Origin of the sequence: Nocardioides mangrovi, assembly GCF_020073815.1 — a bacterium.
Lineage (GTDB): Bacteria > Actinomycetota > Actinomycetes > Propionibacteriales > Nocardioidaceae > Nocardioides > Nocardioides mangrovi.
This window is the reverse complement of the sequence record NZ_JAIQZJ010000009.1, coordinates 193,654-210,256: the sequence shown is the minus strand read 5'-3', so window position 1 is coordinate 210,256 and position 16,603 is coordinate 193,654. Positions and strand designations below refer to the sequence as shown.

The window sequence follows — 16,603 nt, the reverse complement described above, 5'->3', positions numbered from 1 at the left end:
CTCTCCCTCGTCAGTAGGCGAACGCCAGCGGCGCGTCGTCGTCGGCGTCGCTGCCCCGCAGCGTCGGGTCCGGTGGCTCCACGAACGGGTCGGCGCCGCGCTTGACGAAGCGCAGGATCAGGCCGACCTCGACGACCGCGAGGACGCCGTACAGCAGGGTGAGCGTGATGACCGAGATCCACGCCTCGGTGGTGCTGACACCGGGCGAGACGCCGCGGCCGACGTTCATCAGGCCGAAGACGACCCAGGGCTGGCGGCCCATCTCGGTGAAGATCCAGCCGGCGGAGTTGGCGAGCAGCACCAGCAGCGGGGTGGCGATCGCGATCCGCGGGAACCACCTCATGGTCGGCGCGCGGCCCCTGCGGGTCAGGAAGAGGATCACCGCGCCGAGGAAGGCGCCGAGCATGCCGAGCCCGATCATGTAGCGGAAGGACCAGTAGGTGACCGGGATGATCGGGGTGTAGTCGCCGGACGGGTCGTAGTAGCGGGCACCCGGGTCCTGGCCGTACTCCTGGCGGTACTGCTCGCGCAGGTCGTTGATGCCCTGCACCTCGCCGTCCCAGGTTCCGGTGGCGAGGAAGGACAGCAGATTGGGGATCTTGATCGAGAACTTCTCCGACTTCCCGTCCGGCGTACCGATCGTGAAGATCGAGAACGACGCGGGCGCCTCGGTGTCGTAGAGCGCCTCGGCGGCCGCCATCTTCATCGGCTGGACCTCGGTCATGATCTTGCCCTGGAAGTCACCGGTGATCGTGACGCCGAGGCCGGCGACGATCATCACCCAGGCGCCGAGCCGGATGCCGCGGCGGTACATCGGCCGCTCGGCGACGGCCTCGTCGGCGGTCTTGCCCTCCGCGCCCTTGTAGTAGAGCCAGGCGGCGACGCCGACGATGAAGGCGCCGGCGGTCATGTACGCCGCGAGCACGACGTGGGGAAAGGTGACCAGCTGGACCTTGTTGAACATCACCGCCCAGAAGTCGGTGAGCTCGGCCCGGCCGGTGTCGGGGTTGTACGTGTAGCCGACCGGGTGCTGCATCCAGGAGTTGGCGGCCAGGATGAACCAGCTGCTGGCCAGCGTGCCGAGGTGGACCAGCCACATGCAGCCGGCGTGCAGGCCGCGCGGGAGCTTGTCCCAGCCGAAGATCCACAGGCCGAGGAAGGTCGACTCGAGGAAGAACGCGAGCAGCGCCTCGACGGCCAGCGGGGCACCGAAGATGTCGCCGACGAAGCGGGAGTAGTCCGACCAGTTCATGCCGAACTGGAACTCCTGCACGATGCCGGTGACCACACCGATCGCGAAGTTGATCAGGAACAGCTTCCCGAAGAACTTCGTGAGCCGGAGCCACTCCGGGTTGTTGGTCCGCAGCCACATCGTCTCCATCACCGCGATCAGGGCGGTCAGCCCGATCGTGATCGGCACGAACAGGAAGTGGTAGACGGTCGTGATGCCGAACTGCCAGCGGGCGATGTCCAGGATGTCCACGGAGCTCCTCGATCCCAGGGTCAGGACTACGACGGTCACGCTATGGACGACGATGCCCCTGGGACTGCTGCCGAGGGTCCCCCGGATCGGGCCAAAGGTCCCGTCGTCCACACGCTTGTGAAAACTTTCTCAAAGTCTGCGCGCGGCTCTCCGGACCCCGTCACCGGGGGTGCCGAAGGGCCCCGCGAACGTGACCCGCGTGACATCGTGAGCGGCATGGACGACCTCGCGCACGCTCAGGAGGCGATGGCCGCGGTGCTCGCGGACCTCGCCGCGTCGGACTGGCACCTGCCCTCCCCCTGCGAGGGCTGGGAGGTCGGCACGGTGGTGCGGCACCTGGTCACCGGCGACCGGGCCTTCGTGACCTCACTGGGCGGCACGGCGTACGACCTGCCCGCGATCGCGCTCCAGGTCGACGCGATCCCGCTCGGCGAGCTGCCGGCGGCGTACGACGCGGGCGCGGTCGCGCTGCACGAGGCGCTGACCACGGCCGAGCCCGGCACGGCCTACCCGACCGGGATCGGCCCGATGCCGCCGGCGGCGATCGCCGAGCTGCGCACCATCGAGTCGCTCGTCCACGGCTGGGACGTCGCCCGCGGCACCGGCCGCGCCCTCGAGGTCGACGAAGCCGTCGCCGAGCGCGCGATCGCGCACAGCCTGGCTCTGATGGACCGGCTGCCCCCGGACCGCACCCCCTTCGGCCCGCCCCAGCCCGTCCCCGACGACGCCCCCGCGATGGCCCGCCTCGTCGCGTTGCTCGGCCGCGCCGTCTGAGCATGGAGGGTCGTAGTCCCGCACGTTTTCGCGGTTTTCGGCTCGCAGAACCGCGAAAACGTACGGGACTACGACCCTCAGGCCTCAGACGCTGAGGATCACCGAGGAGCCGTGGCCGAAGAGGCCCTGGTTGGCGGTGATGCCGACGCGGGCGCCCTCGACCTGGCGGCCGGTGGCCCGGCCGCGGAGCTGCCAGGCGATCTCGCAGACCTGGGCGAGCGCCTGGGCGGGCACGGCCTCGCCGAAGCAGGCCAGGCCGCCGGACGGGTTGACCGGGATGCGGCCACCGATCGTGGTGTCGCCGGCGCGCAGGAGAGCCTCGGCCTCGCCGCGCTTGCAGAGCTGGAGGTCCTCGATCCAGTCGAGCTCGAGGGCCGTGGAGAGGTCGTAGACCTCGGCGACCGAGACGTCGGCGGGGTCGATGCCGGCCTCGTCGTACGCCGCCTGCCCGATCGCCTCCTTGAAGGTCTGCTCGGGCGCGCCGACCGCGTTGGCGGAGTCGGTCGAGAGCAGCGGCATGTCGATGACGGTGTTGGGGAAGGTCGGCGTGACTGTGGAGATCGCGTTGATCCGCACGCCGCCGCCGATCCCGTGCTTCGCGGCGTACTCCGTCGAGCAGAGCACGACGGCCGCCGCGCCGTCGGAGGTGGCGCAGATGTCCAGCAGGTGCAGGGGGTCCGACACCACGGCCGAGGTCAGCACGTCCTCGACGGAGACCTCCTTGCGGTAGCGGGCGTTGGGGTTCTCCAGTCCGTGCCGGGCGTTCTTGACCTTGACCGCCGCGAAGTCCTCGGGTGTCGCACCGTAGAGGTCCATCCGGCGGCGGGCGTAGAGCGCGAAGTACGCCGGGTTGGTCATCCCGAGCAGCCGGAAGCGCAGCCAGTCCGGGTCCTCCCAGCGCTCGCCGGCGTTGGGCGCGAGGAAGCCCTTCGGGGTGGTGTCGGCACCCACGACGAGCGCGACCTCGGACATGCCGGCGAGGATCCGGGCGCGGGCGGTGTCGAGCGCCTGGGCGCCGGTCGCGCAGGCGGCGTACGACGTGGCGATCCGCGCGCCGTTCCACCCGAGCGCCGAGGCGAAGGTGGAGCCGGCGACGTAGCCGGCATAGCCGTTGCGCACCGTCTCGCCGCCGACGACGAGGTCGACGTCCTGCCAGGCGATGCTGGAGTCGGCGAGCGCCGCGCGGGCGGCGTGGACGCCGTACTCGACGAAGTTCTTGCCCCACTTGCCCCAGGGGTGCATGCCCACCCCGGCAACGGCGACGTCGTGACGGCTCACTGGTCGGCCTCCTCGCCCATCTCGACGACGGGCTTCCAACGCCAGATCAGCTGCTCGGACGCGTGCTCCGGCTCGACCACGAGCTCGACCTCCGCGCCGACGTGCAGGTCGGCCACGCCGTACCCCTGGGCGACCTGGCCGAGCACGACGAGGCCCTCGGGGAGCTCGACGGCGGCCAGCGCGAACGGGACGAACGGCTCGGGCGCGACGTACGGCGCGGGCGGCTGGTACTGCGCGTCCGTGTAGGACCAGACCGTGCCGCGGCGGGACAGCTCGGTCTCCTCGAACTCCTCCCCCGCGCAGGCGGGGTTGGCGCAGAAGCCCACCTTCTGCGGGAAGAAGACCGTCCCGCACATGGTGCACCGCGACCCGAGCAGGGCCGGGTCCGGCCCGGTGGTGAACCACCCGTCGATCGCCGGGGTCGCGGTCATCAGCCCTCCTGAGAACTGGCTCCGAAAGTAGAACGTGTTCTCATCCTAGGCGCATCACCCGCGGGCGAGGTACCCCAGGAGGTCGTGACGGGTGACGACCCCGACCGGCTTGCCGTCCTCGTGCACCAGCAGCGCGTCGGCGCCCTCGAGCGCGGCCACCGCGTCGGAGGCAGCCTCCGTCGAGCCGATCGTCGGCAGCGGGGGCGACATGTGCTGGCTGACGCTGTCGGTCAGGCGGGCAGTGCCGGTGAAGAGCAGGTCGAGCAGGGCCCGCTCGCCGACGGAGCCGACGACCTCGGCGGCCACCACGGGCGGCTCGGCGCGGACGACGGGCATCTGCGAGACGGCGTACTCCTGGAGGATCGCGACCGCCTCGGCGATCGTCTCGCCCGGGTGGGTGTGCACGAGGTCGGGCAGCCGCCCGTCCTTGCCGCGCAGCACCTCGCCGACGCTGCGCTCGACGCGCTCGGCACCGTCGACCGGGAAGCCGTACTGGCCGAGCCAGTCGTCGTTGAAGACCTTGGTGAGGTAGCCGCGGCCCGAGTCCGGCAGCAGCACGACGATCACGGCGTCCTCGCCCTCGGGGGTGCCCTCGAGCTCGTGCGCGAGCTGGATCGCGGCGTGCACGGCCATGCCGGACGAGCCGCCGACGAGCAGCGCCTCCTCGCGGGCCAGCCGGCGCGTCATCGCGAAGGAGTCGGCGTCCGAGACCTCGATGATCCGGTCCGCGACGTCGCGGTCGTAGGCGTCGGGCCAGAAGTCCTCGCCGACGCCCTCGACCAGGTAGGGGCGGCCGTCGCCGCCGGAGTAGACCGAGCCCGCGGGGTCGGCGCCGACCACCTGGACGCCGGGGTTCTGCTCCTTGAGGTAGCGGCCGGTGCCGCTGATCGTGCCGCCGGTGCCGACGCCGGCGACGAAGTGCGTCACCTTGCCCTCGGTCTGCGCCCAGATCTCGGGACCCGTGGTCTCGTAGTGCGAGCGCGGGTTGTGCGGGTTGGAGTACTGGTCCGGCTTCCACGCGCCCGGCTGCGAGGCGAGCCGGTCGGAGACGTTGTAGTAGGAGTCGGGGTGCTCGGGCTCGACCGCGGTCGGGCAGACGACCACCTCGGCGCCGTACGCCTTGAGGACGTTGCGCTTGTCCTCGCTGACCTTGTCGGGGCAGACGAAGACGCAGCGGTAGCCCTTCTGCTGGGCGACCATCGCCAGCCCGACACCGGTGTTGCCCGACGTCGGCTCGACGATGGTGCCGCCGGGCTGGAGCTCGCCCGAGGCCTCGGCGGCCTCGATCATCCGGCTGGCGATGCGGTCCTTCACGGAGCCGCCGGGGTTGAGGTACTCCACCTTGGCGAGGACGATCGGTCCCTTGGCGCCGTCGAGGGAGCCCGTGGACTTCGAGAGCCGGAGCAGCGGGGTGTTGCCGATCAGCTCGAGGAGCGAGTTCACGTACTGCATGCCCACAACCTAGAGGCGGTCGTCACTTCTGCGGAAACCCGCTGCCTACCCCCTGGTAGCGGTCCGTAGGGTGAGGGGCGTGGGGACCGCGGGTGCTGCACGGAAGCTGGCCTCCGCCGCTGCGTACGGCGGGGGCGGCCTCTCGCTGCTCGGCGCCAGCCTCTACGGGCTGCTCCGGGTCGAGGCCCACGTCGCCCGCCGGACCATCGGCAACGCCGAGGGCGACCCGCCGGACCCGACCGGCTGGTACGGCCGCGGACGCCCCGGCCCGGCGATCACGATCGCGGTGCTCGGCGACTCGAGTGCCGCGGGCTACGGCGTCGACCGGGTCGAGGAGACCCCGGGCGCGCTGCTGGCCAGCGGTGTCGCCGAGCGGGCCGACCGCCGCGTCCACCTCCGCGCGTACGCCGTCGTGGGCGCCCAGTCGGCCGATCTCGCCGACCAGGTCGACCGCGCGCTGCCGCAGCGTCCCGACGTCGCCGTGATCCTGGTCGGCGCCAACGACGTGACCCACACGGTGCTGCCCGCCGCCTCGGTGCGGCACCTCGTCGAGTCCGTGCGTCGGCTCCGCGAGGCGGGCTGCGCGGTGCTGGTCGGCACCTGCCCGGACCTCGGCACCATCAAGCCGATCATGCCGCCGCTCAAGCAGGTCGCCCGGCACTGGTCCCGACGGATCGCCGCCGCGCAGACCATCGCGGTCGTCGAGGAGGGCGGGCGGACCGTCTCCCTCGCCTCGATCCTCGGCCCGGAGTTCGCGGCCGCTCCTGCGCTGCTCTTCGGCCCCGACCAGTTCCACCCCTCCGCCCACGGCTACCGCTCGCTGGCGCAGGTGCTGCTGCCCTCGACGCTCGCCGCGCTCGGGCTGATCCCCGACGACGAGGCCGAGCCGGAGACCTACCGCGGCGAGGGCGTGCTGCCGATCACCGCCGCCGCGATCCAGGCGGTCAACATCGCCGGCACCGAGCTCGACGGCACCGAGGTCGCCGGCTCCCGGCGCGGCGTACGCGGCCGCTGGGTGGAGCTGCGGCACCGCCGGCGGCACCCGGACACCGACGGCGAGGCACCGGAGGACGCCGAAATGACCGCTGACCCGTCAGAGACTCTCTGACGGGTCAGCGGTGCCGCGACTCAGTTGTCGCTGAAGATCGCGAGCAGGCGCAGCAGGTTGGTGTAGATCCAGACCAGGCTGACGGTGAGCGCGAACGCGGCGGTCCAGGACTCGCGCTCCGGGATGCCGTTGGCGATGCCCTGCTCGACGAAGTCGAAGTCGAGCACCAGCATGAAGACACCGAGCGCGAGGCCGATGATCGCGGTCAGCAGCCCCAGCGAGCCGAGGCCGAAGAGGCCGAGCTCGGCGTTGAAGAGGCTGAGCACCAGCTCCATCACGCTCAGGCCGACCATGCCGAACACGGCGGCCATCACGAACATCCGGAACTTGGTGCCGACCTTGATGTTGAAGACCTTGTACGCCGCGAGCGTGCCGGCGAAGGCCGCGAAGGTGCCGATCACGGCGCCGGAGACGAGACCGCCGCCGTAGAGGGCGTCGAAGAACTTGCTCAGGCCGCCGAGCGCCATGCCCTCGAAGACGCAGAAGGCCAGCACCAGGGCGGGGCTGACGATGCGCTTGAAGGAGTTGACCATCGACAGCGCGAAGGCGCCGAGCGAGCCGATCGTCATCAGGGCGTAGAGGGTGCCGATGCCCGAGACCTCGCCCAGCGTCTGGTCGGTCTCGATGGTCGGGGTCAGGACCCACGTCGCGAGCGCGGCGACGATGACGACGCCGAGCGCGATGCCGGTCTTCTGCACGACGGAGTCGATGGTCATCGGCCGGGTGTCGGCCGGCGCCGGGGCGTAGCCGCCGGTGCCGCCCTGACCGGGCGTGCCCGTGCTCCAGGTGCTGGGGTCGGTGTAGCCGGTCTGGCCGTAGCCCTGGTGGGGCGTGCCGTTGCCGGCGTACGTGGCGTTGCCGTAGGCGTTGGTGGACTGGAACTCCTCCGAACGCCGGAAGACCGGGTTGTTGCTCTGCATGGTCTCTCCTCGAGGCCTGGGGTGGACGTCTACCTGACGGGTCACCGGTGAACCCAGTCTAGGTGGGTTCACCGGGTCCAACGTGCCGCGATGCCCCGGAGTTCCCACACCTCGGCCTCGCGGTCCGCCAGAATCGGGCCGTGGACCAGGTGGTGTTCCTGCTCGTGGTGGGCGGCCGCTTCGTGCTGCCCCTGCTCATCCCCCGCTACCCGCTGCCGGCGATCATCGCCTGCCTCGTCCTCGACGGCGTCGACCAGACGATCTTCCAGCTCTTCGGCTACGACCCGCCGGGCTACCAGTCCTACGACAAGGCGATGGACATCTTCTACCTGTCCATCGCCTACCTCGCGGCGATGCGCAACTGGGACAACCTCGGCGCCTTCGCCGTCGCGCGCTTCCTCTTCTACTACCGGCTGGCCGGCGCGTTCCTCTTCGAGCTCACCCACGAGCGGTGGCTGCTGCTGGCCTTCCCCAACACCTTCGAGTACTTCTTCATCGCCTACGAGCTCGTCCGCACCCGGTGGCGCACCCGCCCGATCTCCCAGCGGGCCTGGATCCTCACCGCCGCCGCGATCTGGGTCTTCGTCAAGCTGCCGCAGGAGTACTGGCTGCACGTCGCCGAGCTCGACGTCACCGACACCCTGCGCGACTACCCGTGGACCCGGTGGGCCCTGGCGATCGCGATCGTCGGTGGTCTGGCGATCCTCTGGTACGTCGTCCGGCCCCGGCTGCCGCGACCCGACCACCCGGTCCTGCTCGGCGCCGGCCCGGTCCCCGCGGCCGTCGACACCGTCACCGACCTGGCCGCCCTGCGCGTCGGCGGCGGGTGGGTGTGGTCGTGGATGACCGTGGAGAAGGTGGTCCTGGTCGGCCTGGTCTCCGAGATCTACGGACAGTTCCTGCCCGGCATGACCCAGGACAACCTCGAGCTCTTCGTCGCCGTCGGCGTGCTCGTCGTCGTCAACGCCGGCATCACGCTCCTCGCCTCACGGCGGCGCTGGACCATCGAGTCCGCGTCGTACGCCGTGCTGGCCCGCATCGCCACGAACGTCGCGCTCGTCTTCGCCGCGGACCTGTTCCTCGGCCGGAGCGCCGCCGGCTGGGACACCTTCTTCTTCCTGTGCCTGATCAGCCTCGTGACGACCCTGCACGACCGCTACCAGCCGGTCTACGCCTACCGGCACCGCGAGGCGGCCGCAGCCGCCCCGAAATGAGTGCACGCCCTGGGTAGGCCCGCTGAGTGAGGCGGACGAACCCAGGGCGCACTGCCGCTGCGTTGCATCTGTTGCTGTCTTGCACCACGTGTTGCACTCCACCGGTCCGGCCGCTGAGCGGACCAGCGAGGTGAACGTAGTGCCAGATCGGGAGCGCGTACGCCGAATGAAGGTGTTCTGCCCGATCACTGCACCCTCGGACACTCTCTACCTGTACCGAGGTACTAGGACCACCCGTCCGATCACCCGTCCGACCACCCGTGCCGGTGCCCCCGCTGGGACTCGAACCCAGACTGCGCCGTGTTTAAGCGGGCTCACTAGCCGATCCACAGGTCACGGCGGGCTACCTCGGGCCACGAACGCTTGCAGCCGTTTCCGCTGGTCACGCCTGCAAGTAGCGCCGTCGCGTCCGATCCCCGCGTAGATCGGACCGGCAGACAGGTTACGGACGTGCCGTAGCGCCGGAGTAGCGCCGGGCTCGGCCCGACACGCCCACTGCATCCGGAGCAAACGCAAGCGAGTGTTTCGCATACAGTTGAGCCCTACCGACCGCACGGCGTGGCGACTCGGTATCAAGCGGAGAAGGTCGGCTGGTCCTACAACCAGTCACCGAGCGACGCGGGTGGTTACAGCACCCCCGCAGCCCAACCAGCAGGTCGCCGGGTTCTGACTCAACGGACCCGAGGAACGACCATGGGCGACTCTCCGCCATCCCTTCTGATTCGACGCACCGACGTCCCCGCCGTCTACGGCCTGGACGCTCGGTTGATCCGCCGTCTCTGCGAGGAGCACCGGCTATCTCGCGTCTACCCCATGGGCCCGACCGGCGCTGTGTATCTGTACCGCGCCGAACTCGACGCGCTCATCGCGGAATCCACCATCCCGCCCGGCCAGAAGGCCGGGCGCTAGTCCTACCTATCGCGCACATGCGCACGTTCCTTGACAACTCCATAGCGGCACCACGCCCAAACCGGATTTGCCCTGGTCGCGCCCACGTCGCGGCGAAGTCCGGGGCACTTGCACAGAACCTCAAAAACCAAGCGGGCGTGGAGATTCTCGGTGTTCGACGAACGCGGAGAACGAGGCTTAGTCCGACGTCGAGCCCGACGTCGGACCGAGACAAGGAGGGTTCTGATGGCCGCACCGAGGCTGATCTACCCGGTCAACTGGCCGCTGCGGATCACGCGTGACATGGCTACGGAGGTACGGCTCGCGGCCGCATCCGAGGGGGTGGCCCGCGAGGGATGGGTCCGCGAGGCGATCCAGCAGCGGCTCGACCGCGAGAGCAAGAAGCGGGCCAAGCGATGAGCGACCGCAGCCTGCGCTACGGACTAGCGGGCGGTTCCCGTGACGCCCGGCAACGACAGATGGACGCAGATGACCGCGCCCTGCGCGAGCAGGACGCGCGTACCGAGCAGGGATGGAGAAAGAAGATGGCGAAGAAGGTCAAGCAGACCAAGGGCGGGCCGGTCACCAGGCCCCCCACCACCGACAAGGCGCAGGCGAACCTCGACACCCTGGGGGAACTGCTGGGCGACGTGGCCGACGCGATCCGCGAGGCCGACGCCCGCGAGCAGGTCGTCCAGCGAGCGAACGAGGGCCAGGCCGACCCAAGGCGTTTCCCGTCGATCAAGGGAGGCCAGCGATGAGCACCCCGAACTTCACCGAGTTCCAGACCATCGACTTCCCGGACCCAGAGGCCGCCCGCGAGTGGGCGGACGAGAACGCGGACCTGACCCCGGCTCAACGGCGTCGCGTGGACGCGTGGATCAAGGGCTGGGAGTCGGAACTCGGTCAGGGCCAGGTCGACCACCTGAACAACCTCAGCGCGACCATCGGCAAGGAGTACACGTCGCTGGTCGAGTCGCTGGAAGCCGACTGCCGCGAGGCGGCGCAGATCCCGGAAGACCTCAAGCGCGGACGGATCGCCGTCAAGGACGCGCTCAAGCGACTGGCTCAGTTGCAGCGCAACCGGGAGTCGCACATGAAGGTGCTCGACGCGATCACCGGCGGCATCGAACGGTGGGATGAGGCGTCGGACGCCGAACCGGTCGATCGCATGCGCGACATGCAGCGTCGGTTCCAGGTCCGCCAGACCGCTCCCGGGAGTGACTCGGCCATCGTCCAGTGGCGCTATGGGGTGCGGTCGCTGACCGCCGATGTGCTGCGGGGTGAGACCCGATGATCGAGCCCAACGACCGGTCTGCGCTAACCATCAAGGCACTCAAGCCCGGCGACCCCATCGAGGTCAGGTTCAACCCGTTCGCGTCAGCGGGCGTTCAAGGGTTCGTCGTCGCCTGCGCCGAGAGCCGGCTCCGAGTGAAGGTGCACGCGACGGTGGGCAGTCTGGAGACAGACGGCGACCCGTGCCTGAACTGGGACGTCATCATCCCGTGGACCTCGATCACGTTCGTCCGTCACCTGAAGGACAAGCCGGTCGTGTGCCCGTGCAGGGAGGACCTGCCATGAGCATCGTCGCGGACTACCTGTACACCGACCATCATGGCCGTCCTGTGATTCGCAAGATCCGGCGCGAGCCCAAGGGGTTCCGCATGTACGCGGCCCGCTACAAGGGTGATCGGCTCTACTGGAAGACCGGCGTCCAGCGGTGGCAGCCCGAGTGGGCCGAGAAGGCGCTGTTCAACCTGCCCGTCTTGCTCGCCGCGCTCCAGGCTGGTGAGCCGGTCTACATGACCGAGGGCGAGCGAGACGCCGAGGCGTTCTCGAGCCTGCAGAAGCTTCCCGTCACGACCAACTGGCAGGGCGCTGGCAAGTTCACCCGCGAGCAGGCCGAGTGGTTCCTGTGGGGCGGTGGACGATCGGACATCACGATCTTCCTCGACCGTGACGATGCCGGGCACTTCGCCGCGTGGCAGCGGTACAGCCTGCTCGTCGGGGTGGGGGTGGCCCCGAGTCGGATCACGATGCTCCGGCCCCGGGCGACCCGCCACAAGGACCTCACGGACGTGGCGCTCGACGGGCTGTCGCGGTCTGCCTTCCGCCCGGTGTCCCCTCGGCGCGCTCGGCTCGGCGCAGAGCGCTACGGGGCCGAGCGCGCAGCCCGCTACACGTTCGCCGGTACGGCCTGAGACGTGCGACGAGCCACGTAGGTGCTCGGGTCTACGTGGCTCGTCTGGAATGGAGATTCGCTATGAAGCGTACGACTGAGACGCCTTCTGCCGTTGCTGCTCGGACAACCGGGCGGTGGTCCTGATGGCCAACCAGGCGAAGCGCACCAGTTGGACAAAGCCTGTCCCTCTGACCGAGGCGTTGAAGGGTGCCCCACCCCCGTCGCCAACGGTCGGGCGGTGGACCGCCGACGTTGAGGGCAAGACCGTCGCTCGCGCACTGTTCTATCCAAACGAGGTCCACAGCGTCGGCGGTGAGCCGGAGTCGATGAAGTCGTGGCTCTTGCTGCTGGCGGCTGTCCAAGAGATCGACCAGGGCAAGCACGTGTTCTACGTCGACATGGAGGCCAACGACCGCTCCATCGTGGACCGGTTGCGGCGGCTCGGCGCGAGCAAGGTGCAGATCCGTCGGCTGTTCCACTACTTCCGGCCAGACGAGCCCATGACCCAGGGCGACCAGAACGCACTACGCGGGTCGATCAAGCGCCAGCAGCCAAGCTTGGTCGTGCTGGACGGTGTGACGGAGGCGTACTCGCTCCAAGGGCTCAGCATCAACGCCGCCGAGGACGCTGCGGCCTGGTTCCAGATGTTCTCCAGGAAGTGCCAGGTCAAGCCGACCGAGGACTACGCCGGTCCAGCCATCGTTGAACTCGATCACGTCGTCAAGGACCGCGACGGACGCGGCAACTGGACGCTCGGCACCCAGCACAAGAAGGCCGGCATCAAGGGCGCGATGTACATCGTCGAGTCCGTCAGCCAGTTCGGTAAGGGCAAGCACGGGCGGTCCCGCCTGTTCCTCGCCAAGGACAGCCCCGGCGGCGTCGAGTGGGTCGGGTACGGCAAGGACCGCAGGCGGTACGTGGGCGACCTGCACTGCGACGCGGTTGACCTCGGCGGCGACGTAAACGCGTGGATCGAGTCGCCGAACGTTGAGGCGGTCGATGACACGCCGGAGGTTCCGCTCACCCAGCAGCCCGACTTCCGCCTGTTGATGCAGAAGGTCCACGAGTACATCAGCAAGAACGCCGGATGCTCGTTGCGGTCGATCCGCGACAACACGGTCGGCAGTGCCGAGCGCATCGCGTCGGCGGTGGAGGCGTTGGTCAGTGAGGGCTACGTCGCGAACCAGAGCACCGGGCAGCGCGGCAAGTACGTCGTCGCCAAGGACTTCACGGCGCTACGCGTGGTCCCGGGTGGTGCGAAGTCATGAGTGAACACAACCGGTTCGCCGGTTCGAAACCGGTTCGCCGAACCGTTCGCGAACCGGTAGCCCGAACCGGTTCGCCGGTTCGCCGCCCCGTAGGGGCCGAACCGAACCGAACCGGTCGGTCCGGTCGAGTGAAGGAGTGAGTGATGACCAAGGCCAGCAAGAAGCGGGAGCAGCGTGCTTCAGCAAGTGCTGCTTCCACAAAGAACCAGGGGCGACGAGGCAGCGGCGAGCGCGAAAATGCTGCCGAGCGTTCAAAGGGGGCCGTGCCTAAGAAGGGACTTCACGGCGTGCCGGGCTCCAAGAACGACGCGCGTCGCTGCACTGCAACGGCGAACCGCACGGGCGAGCGATGCAAGGCGCCAGCGATCAAGGGCGGCAACGTCTGCCGGATGCACGGTGGCGCACTGCCCCAGGTCAGGAAGAAGGCAGCCGAGCGCCTCCAAGAGATGGTCGAGCCCGCGCTGGTCGAACTGAACAAGATCCTTGCTCGCGAGGACACCTCAGACGCCGACAAGTTGCGCGCGATCCAGATGGTGCTCGACCGAACCGGGCACGGCCCCGGTTCCAAGCTTGAAGTCAGCGGCGAACTGACGAGGTTCGAACAGGTGATGATCGACGTGTACGGCGTGGACATGGTCGATGGCAAGCCGGTCGTGCGCTACCCCAAGGGCGGTGTGCAGCGCGACGAGTTGGATGGTCCAGACGACCGCCCGGCCCTCGGTCGTGGGGTGGGGGCGGACGACCACTGGGAGGACTTGGACCAGGCGCAGCGCGACGCCCAGTCCGAGGCGTGGCGCGAGTACGACGACGAGGACAGCAAGCCGTACCGCACGCTGCTTGACCAGCCCGGACCGGTCGTCCGGGGCGAGGTCGTCAACAACGATCCGCCCGACTACGGGCGCGGTCGCCGGTAGGTGGGCCGCGAGCGGGGCGCGGGTGGGCCTACGGCGTGTGCGTAGGCGTTCGGGGCGGCTCGGCCCCGCCCCCGCTGCGAACGGGGCGGCATTCCGCCGTACCGCCGAGCCGAGTGAGGCCCGTAGCGGGCTACGCGCCTCAGGGTAGGGTCGCGGCCGTTAGTTGACCTAGGCAACTATCTGGCGAAGGGAGATAAGCGATGAAGGTCATCGGCTACACGCGAGTGTCGACCGCGGAGCAGGCGAAGGACGGCTGGACGCTTGCGCAGCAGCGCAAGGACATCGAGGCCGAGTGTGCGCGACGCGGTTGGGATCTCGTGGAGGTCATCGAGGACGCGGGCTACTCGGGCACCAACGATGAGCGGCCTGGCCTGCAACGGGCGCTGACGATGCTCAAGAAGCGACAGGCGCGAGCGGTCGTGGTGGCGAGGCTCGACCGACTGGCCCGCTCGACCCAGCACCTGTGCGAGTACATCGCGCTCTGCAAGAAGCAGAAGTGGTCGATGGTCGCGTTGGACGTGGACCTCGACACGACCACGGCCAACGGGCGGTTCATGGTGCGCGTGCTCGCTGCAGTCGCCGAGTGGGAGTCCGAGGTCAACGGCGAGCGCGTCCGTGACGGAATGGCCGAGGCACGAGCCAGCGGCAAGGTATTCGGCTTCCAGGCTCAGGTGGACCCCAAGACCGTCCAGCAGATCGTCAAGCAGCGCGAACAGGGCGAGTCGTTCAACGCGATTGCACGCAAGCTTGACGCGCAAGGCACCCCGACACCTGGGGGTGGGGCTCGCTGGCAGTCCTCCACCGTTCGACGCATCTGCAACCGCGAGGCGTCATGACCCTCTGGACGTCTGACGATTCCGACGCGCTCGACCGCGAGGTCAGGGAGTCCCGGAAGCGCGAGCGTGCAGAGAGGACCGGTCCGAGGTCGCCGTGGGGGCTGACTGCCGACGACCGCAAGAGGCTCGATGAGGCGGTGGCGCGGTACGTCGGCGAACTGCCGGCCATCGGGCCCATGGGTGGACGACCTCGACTCAGGACGCGCGCTCGCCCCGCCGAACAACCCGGCTCGGCGGACGCGCCGGAGCCAGCAGCGCCGCCGTCTGAGCCACTGACGCCGAAGCCCAAGCGCACCGTCAGCCCCGAACGGTCAGAAACCTACAAGGCGAACCGCTCCAAGCGGCCTGGCCGAGTGCGCTGGCCGCAACCTAGGCCACTCCGCAATGGCCGGTGGCTCGCCGTCGTCAATCTGCACGGTCGGCGCTACCAGAAGACGCATGACACGCCCGAGCAAGCAGAGGCCTGGCTCGACCAGATGATCAAGGAGAACCCCTGATGGCACGACGCAAGACTGGCCCGCGCGCTTGGGTGCGCGTCAGCCACAAGACGAAGGACCTCCCGGCGTCCAAGCGTCGCTGGGAGGTCGTCTACGAGGACCCGAACAACGGCTACAAGCGCCGCACCAAGGGCGGATTCGCGAGCAAGGCCGCTGCCGAGGAGTGGAGCGCCGACTTCACCCAGGACGCACGGCGCGGCGAGTGGGTGGACCCGGCGCGAGGCGACGCGCTATTCCGTGACGTTGCCACCCAGTGGCTGCCGACGTACGTCCCCAAGCGCGGCAAGGTCCGCGGCCAGCGGCAGCACGAGCAGATCATCACCGGCAAGGGGTCGCTGCTCATGAACAAGTTCGGCGAGACGCGCATTGGAGACATCACCCCAGCGCAAGTCGCACTGTGGGTCAACAGTCTCGACCGCGCACCTAACACCGTGCGGCACTACTTCTACACGCTGCGCTTGGTCATGAAGTACGCCCAGGCGAACGGCATCATCCGGCGTGACCCGACTCAGGGCATCGCGCTGCCCGAGCCGCGGAAGATGAAGGACGAGGAGGCGGACCGCTACCCGCTGACGCTCGCCGAAGCGCTCAAGCTTGCAGCCGCCGTTCCCGAGCCGTGGGACATGTACGTACGGCTGGCGGCGGCAACTGGCATGCGCCCGGAGGAACTCGGCGGGCTCCACCTGAGCGACTACAAGCCCGGCGATCAGACCTTGACCGTGCGCCGCGTCGTCGTGATCCACAAGGGTCAGCCGATGATCGAGAACGTCGCCAAGACCTCCGACAGCCACCGCACCGTCGAGTTGGACGATGAGACTGCCAAGCTTCTCGAGGACTACATCGAGCGACACCGCGCCCGCGCCACGGCCTGGTTCGCCGCCAACCCCGAGCACAAGCACCCCGGTGAAGCCTTGCCGCTGTTCGTCGGGGTGGGGGCCTTCAAGCGTGGGCAGCGTCAGCGGAAGAACGGCACTGACGTCGATTGGCTCGACTACTCCCGCTTGCTCAAGCACGGCTGGTTCTACATGCGGCATTGGGACGCTGCGCGCAAGGCAGCGGGTGTGCCCGAGGCCGTCCGGTTCTACGACCTCCGGCACATGCACGCGTCTCTGCTCGTCGGCATGCTCGGTCAACCCGGCGCTATGACGCTCACGGAGGTAGCCGAGCGCTTGGGCCACTCCCCTGCGCTGTTGCTCTCGCGCTATGCCCACTCTCCGCGTGACCGCCGGCAGGCCAAGGTCGACGCCGTGAACGCACTCATGACGCCCGTCACCGACGACAACGTCGTGCCCCTGCACAAGCCCGCCTGACGCTCAAAACCTCTCAACCGCAGGGGTTCTGGCTCCGTCAGACACCTA

At 69.1% G+C, this 16,603-nt stretch carries 19 protein-coding genes; 14 read left to right on the top strand and 5 right to left on the bottom strand.

Annotation, left to right across the window (positions count from 1 at the left end):
* Positions 1–10 precede the first annotated feature (10 nt).
* Entirely contained in the window at positions 11–1,483 is a 1,473-nt protein-coding gene (locus tag K8U61_RS16550; RefSeq protein WP_224124145.1) for a cytochrome ubiquinol oxidase subunit I, read from the bottom strand.
* A 216-nt stretch (positions 1,484–1,699) separates the two neighbouring features.
* Here K8U61_RS16550 and K8U61_RS16545 point away from each other — a divergent pair, with 216 nt between their 5' ends.
* Positions 1,700–2,257: a TIGR03086 family metal-binding protein gene (locus K8U61_RS16545; protein WP_224124144.1), complete on the top strand. Its 558-nt coding sequence runs from the start codon at positions 1,700–1,702 to the stop codon at positions 2,255–2,257.
* A gap of 84 nt (positions 2,258–2,341) precedes the next feature.
* Here the strand turns inward: K8U61_RS16545 and K8U61_RS16540 are convergent, their stop codons facing one another.
* The 3 genes from K8U61_RS16540 to K8U61_RS16530 are packed head-to-tail and all read right to left on the bottom strand — an operon-like array spanning position 2,342 to position 5,418.
* Positions 2,342–3,535 carry a lipid-transfer protein gene (locus K8U61_RS16540; RefSeq protein ID WP_224124143.1) on the bottom strand — a complete coding sequence of 398 codons (1,194 nt, stop codon included), beginning with the start codon at positions 3,533–3,535 and terminating at the stop codon, positions 2,342–2,344.
* Positions 3,532–3,966, bottom strand: a complete 435-nt coding sequence (locus tag K8U61_RS16535) for a Zn-ribbon domain-containing OB-fold protein (RefSeq protein ID WP_224124142.1) — start codon at positions 3,964–3,966, stop codon at positions 3,532–3,534. Before K8U61_RS16535 ends, K8U61_RS16540 begins: the two co-directional genes overlap by 4 nt.
* Positions 3,967–4,020: 54 nt before the next feature.
* Entirely contained in the window at positions 4,021–5,418 is a 1,398-nt protein-coding gene (locus tag K8U61_RS16530) for a cystathionine beta-synthase (protein ID WP_224124141.1), read from the bottom strand.
* Positions 5,419–5,497: 79 nt separating this feature from the next.
* Here K8U61_RS16530 and K8U61_RS16525 point away from each other — a divergent pair, with 79 nt between their 5' ends.
* The gene (locus K8U61_RS16525) at positions 5,498–6,526 is read left to right on the top strand and encodes an SGNH/GDSL hydrolase family protein (RefSeq protein ID WP_224124140.1); all 1,029 of its coding nucleotides are present in this window, start codon (positions 5,498–5,500) and stop codon (positions 6,524–6,526) included.
* Between the two features lie 20 nt (positions 6,527–6,546).
* On the opposite strand, the gene K8U61_RS16520 is transcribed toward K8U61_RS16525, so the two are convergent.
* Complete coding sequence (locus K8U61_RS16520) at positions 6,547–7,446, bottom strand: Bax inhibitor-1/YccA family protein (protein WP_224124139.1); 900 nt, start codon at positions 7,444–7,446, stop codon at positions 6,547–6,549.
* A gap of 140 nt (positions 7,447–7,586) precedes the next feature.
* Here K8U61_RS16520 and K8U61_RS16515 point away from each other — a divergent pair, with 140 nt between their 5' ends.
* From K8U61_RS16515 to K8U61_RS16460, 12 genes are all read left to right on the top strand, one after another.
* Positions 7,587–8,660: a hypothetical protein gene (locus K8U61_RS16515; protein WP_224124138.1), complete on the top strand. Its 1,074-nt coding sequence runs from the start codon at positions 7,587–7,589 to the stop codon at positions 8,658–8,660.
* A gap of 693 nt (positions 8,661–9,353) precedes the next feature.
* Positions 9,354–9,569, top strand: coding sequence for a hypothetical protein (locus K8U61_RS16510; RefSeq protein ID WP_224124137.1), 216 nt, complete (start codon positions 9,354–9,356; stop codon positions 9,567–9,569).
* 225 nt (positions 9,570–9,794) lie between these two features.
* A complete protein-coding gene (locus K8U61_RS16505; RefSeq protein WP_224124136.1) occupies positions 9,795–9,968 on the top strand; it encodes a hypothetical protein in 174 nt (57 codons plus the stop codon).
* Positions 9,965–10,309 (top strand): hypothetical protein, encoded by a 345-nt coding sequence (locus K8U61_RS16500; RefSeq protein ID WP_224124135.1) that lies wholly within the window; start codon positions 9,965–9,967, stop codon positions 10,307–10,309. The genes K8U61_RS16505 and K8U61_RS16500 overlap by 4 nt, the downstream gene beginning before the upstream one ends.
* Positions 10,306–10,845 carry a hypothetical protein gene (locus tag K8U61_RS16495; RefSeq protein ID WP_224124134.1) on the top strand — a complete coding sequence of 180 codons (540 nt, stop codon included), beginning with the start codon at positions 10,306–10,308 and terminating at the stop codon, positions 10,843–10,845. The genes K8U61_RS16500 and K8U61_RS16495 overlap by 4 nt, the downstream gene beginning before the upstream one ends.
* Entirely contained in the window at positions 10,842–11,129 is a 288-nt protein-coding gene (locus K8U61_RS16490; protein ID WP_224124133.1) for a hypothetical protein, read from the top strand. The genes K8U61_RS16495 and K8U61_RS16490 overlap by 4 nt, the downstream gene beginning before the upstream one ends.
* The gene (locus K8U61_RS16485) at positions 11,126–11,749 is read left to right on the top strand and encodes a toprim domain-containing protein (protein ID WP_224124132.1); all 624 of its coding nucleotides are present in this window, start codon (positions 11,126–11,128) and stop codon (positions 11,747–11,749) included. The genes K8U61_RS16490 and K8U61_RS16485 overlap by 4 nt, the downstream gene beginning before the upstream one ends.
* Positions 11,750–11,873: 124 nt before the next feature.
* Positions 11,874–12,998 carry an AAA family ATPase gene (locus K8U61_RS16480; protein WP_224124131.1) on the top strand — a complete coding sequence of 375 codons (1,125 nt, stop codon included), beginning with the start codon at positions 11,874–11,876 and terminating at the stop codon, positions 12,996–12,998.
* Positions 12,999–13,141: 143 nt separating this feature from the next.
* Complete coding sequence (locus K8U61_RS16475) at positions 13,142–13,912, top strand: hypothetical protein (protein ID WP_224124130.1); 771 nt, start codon at positions 13,142–13,144, stop codon at positions 13,910–13,912.
* A 200-nt stretch (positions 13,913–14,112) separates the two neighbouring features.
* The gene (locus tag K8U61_RS16470) at positions 14,113–14,748 is read left to right on the top strand and encodes a recombinase family protein (protein ID WP_224124129.1); all 636 of its coding nucleotides are present in this window, start codon (positions 14,113–14,115) and stop codon (positions 14,746–14,748) included.
* Positions 14,745–15,245 carry a hypothetical protein gene (locus tag K8U61_RS16465; RefSeq protein WP_224124128.1) on the top strand — a complete coding sequence of 167 codons (501 nt, stop codon included), beginning with the start codon at positions 14,745–14,747 and terminating at the stop codon, positions 15,243–15,245. The genes K8U61_RS16470 and K8U61_RS16465 overlap by 4 nt, the downstream gene beginning before the upstream one ends.
* Positions 15,245–16,555, top strand: a complete 1,311-nt coding sequence (locus tag K8U61_RS16460; protein ID WP_224124127.1) for a site-specific integrase — start codon at positions 15,245–15,247, stop codon at positions 16,553–16,555. The genes K8U61_RS16465 and K8U61_RS16460 overlap by 1 nt, the downstream gene beginning before the upstream one ends.
* The last annotated feature ends 48 nt before the right edge of the window (positions 16,556–16,603 follow it).